Source organism: Lactobacillus delbrueckii subsp. delbrueckii DSM 20074 = JCM 1012, assembly GCF_001433875.1.
Taxonomy (GTDB): Bacteria; Bacillota; Bacilli; order Lactobacillales; family Lactobacillaceae; genus Lactobacillus; species Lactobacillus delbrueckii.
The window spans coordinates 1-3022 of sequence record NZ_AZCR01000095.1 but is presented as its reverse complement, the minus strand read 5'-3'; the positions used below and the strand labels follow the sequence as shown (position 1 = coordinate 3022).

Here is a 3022-nt window from a genome sequence, read left to right as displayed (position 1 = left end):
ACACCCGGCCAGCCTTGGTATTCTGCCAGCCATTCTTCTTAGCGGCTGAAACAGATTGGCCAAATGGCAGGCTGGCCAAAGCAGCCAAGACGGCTGCCCCGGTCATCAACCAGGAATAACGGCTGTTCTTTCCTTTTAACATATTTTTCATCTTTTCCTCTTTTTCTCTTAGGCAATAATATGCTTCTGCCCAAATTCAACGATATATAAAGAAAAGCAACTAAACCACACTTGATTTAATCGCTCCTCCAAAAAGCACTATCGCTTATTTCTTATAGTATTCTTAAGATCACCGAGTGAGTTCTTAGTAGTTGCTTGGTTCTTAGAAGTTGCAGTGTACTTCTCTGAAGTCAAGTAGCCGCTCTTGTTCAAAGTGTAAGTGTAATCACCACTCTTTACACGCTTGCCCTTAACCATCCGGCCATTCTTGTCGAAGTAATAAGTCTTTGACCCCTTAGTCAACAGACCACCTCTGAAGGAAACGCCGTTACTCATGAAGAAGTAAGTGCCGGAGGTCTTGCCGCTTCCAACATTCACGAAACTGCTGTTCTTGATCATGTTGCCGGACTTGTCGAAGTAATACCAGTTGCCCACACTGTCTTGAATGAAGGAGCTGGTCTTCTTAGTACCGTTTTCATCATAGTAGTTGTAGTTCTTGCCGTTTGAAACAAGACCCATTCTCTCTTGTTCTTTACCACTAGCCAATTGAATTGGGAGGTATTGAGTGATCTTGCTGCCATCCTTGCTGTAGCCAACGTTGTAGTACTTATTAGCACCACTTGACCGCAATACGTAGCCAGCACCGCGGTGCAGGATGTTAGTCCCGTTCATATACTTAGCAGACCATTCAGTGATCTTCACGCTTGGGTCCATTGGCTTGCCAGTAGAGGTTTGTACCTTGCTGAAGAGGTCAGGGTACTTCTGCTTCAGTTCAGCCAGGAACTTACCGCCGTATTCCTTCTGGTACTTGCCGCCACCGATACTGTTAGCGATGTAGACAATGCTGTTCATGTTCGGTGAGTTCCAGCTGTCACCAACATCGTTAACCCGGGTAACAGTTACGGCTTCCTGGCCAGGCAAAGTGTAAACCTGGTCTGGAACCCAGTCGGCCATGACTTGCAGGCCTTCCTTGTGCAGGGCCTTGATTGCATTGCGCAAATCTTCAGCTGAGCCGTACTTGTTGTTCTTGCTCATAGCCAGGTCGTAACGGTCAGTAAAGGCATAGCCGTTTTCGATAGTTGAGTCCAGGAAAGTCCGGTCAGTGCTTGAAACGTATTGCGGTGCCATTTCAAAAGAGGTAACGCCCCAGCTCTTGAAGAGGGATGCGTTTTTGGAAATTTGCACGTTAGCCCGTTCTTCAGTCTTAGTTGGCTTCAGAGTGAAGTTGGAGAAGCCCTCAAAGATGATGTTTGAGTCAAAGGCATCGTTGACCCGGTATTGTGAGCTGCCTGAAGCAGAGTCACTGCTTGCCTTGGTCCGGGCATCTTGGTCATCCTTAGCGCCAACTGGTACCCACACAGCCAGGTAACCAGTTACGCAAGGGTTCTTCGTGCCCTTTACAGCAGTGTTTTCTTCAGTCTTGCCATCAACAGTCAGGTTCTTGTTGGTAAATACCAAGTCACCATTTTCGTCAGTAGTAGCCGTTGGCGCCTTGCTGTCGCTGCCGTAGCTGATGATACCGGTTGAAGCCCGGCTAGTGCCGTCATTCTTGGAATCATAGCTGCTATTGGTCAAAAGCAAAGCCCGGTACTTTTGGTTCTTGTGGGCAGCACCCATGTGCAGGACAACCTTGTCACTAGCACCCAAAGTCAAGCTTGGCTTGTTGCTGATGATAACACCGATACCTTCGGTCCGGCTTTCATCAGTCCCCTTGTCACTGGCGGTCTTAACGCCCTTGCCGTAGCGGACACTGGTCAAAACGTCATTCTTGTCGACAGACATGCTTTGGCCACCAGCCACGTACTTGATCCGGGACTTCAGCAGGTTGGAAATTGCGTCGTAGTAGATGCTCTTTTCAGCCATGTATTCGCTGCCGTCGAAGTAAAGGTCACCGTAGTAAACCCGCGGAATAACGTCCTTGTTGGTCAACAGAATCGCGTATGATGACGGAATGTTGTAAAGGTTGTACTTCTTTTCAGTAGATTGCTGATACTTCCGATACAGGTCCAGCCCCTTCTTTTCTTCCGCGTCGGTGAAAGTAGTGTAGTCTTTACCGTTTGGATATTGGCTGCTCTTAGTTACGTCCTTGATGGCTTGCTGGATGTTTTCCTGAGACATACTGTCGTGAGCCCGGATGAAGGCGTAGTTAGGAATTACGCTTTCTGACCCGTCCAGCTTGGCCCGGTTGACCATTGACTTGTCAGTGTCAGTCCCAATCAAGTCAGCCATGCTGCCGCTGCCAGTCAAGTCCTTATTCAAGACGCTGTTGATAGTTGACTTCCACTTGTCATCCATCGTAATTTGCGGATTGCCCATCTTGTTGACGTAGTCTGGATCAGTGTGGTCCCAGTCTTCCAAGATGTTCAAGTGGGCGTTGGACTTGGCGTCGGAATTCATCCCGTAAACATCCTTGAAGTAGTCACCAGCAATGTTCAGCAAGTCAGCGTCAATGTCGTCCACGGCATCGACTCTGATTGAGTCGAAGTTGGCATCCTTGTCATTGGCGGTAATCGTCCCGTAGTTGAGCAAGTAGTGCATCCAGTTCAGCTGTTCTGCTTGAACTACTGGGTTAGAGTTGTCAATATCGTTGGACAGCAGGAATTCCCTTTGCTTTTGGAAGTCACCCTTGATGTTCTTCGGGTAACGGCCCATCAAGCGGTAGCTGGAGTTAGCCCATGGGGTCATACTGGAGTTGTCGTAGCGCAGGAAACCACCTTGGAACTGGTTGCCGGCATAGTTTTCACTTTCACTGGCCTTGGTCCAAATGCTTTCAGTGTTCTTAAACTCAGTCATCAAGGTCTTCAGCCAGGAAGTACTCTTCTTGCTGTAGATCTTCTTTTCAACGTTTACTTGAACCTGGTTG

Annotated in this window: 1 protein-coding gene; it reads right to left on the bottom strand. The window is 48.2% G+C overall.

The window, feature by feature from the left end; all coding sequences use genetic code 11:
- Window positions 1-258: 258 nt before the first annotated feature.
- On the bottom strand, window positions 259-3022 hold a 2764-nt coding region (locus tag FD23_RS08415), incomplete at its 5' end, for a glycoside hydrolase family 70 protein (RefSeq protein ID WP_275452788.1).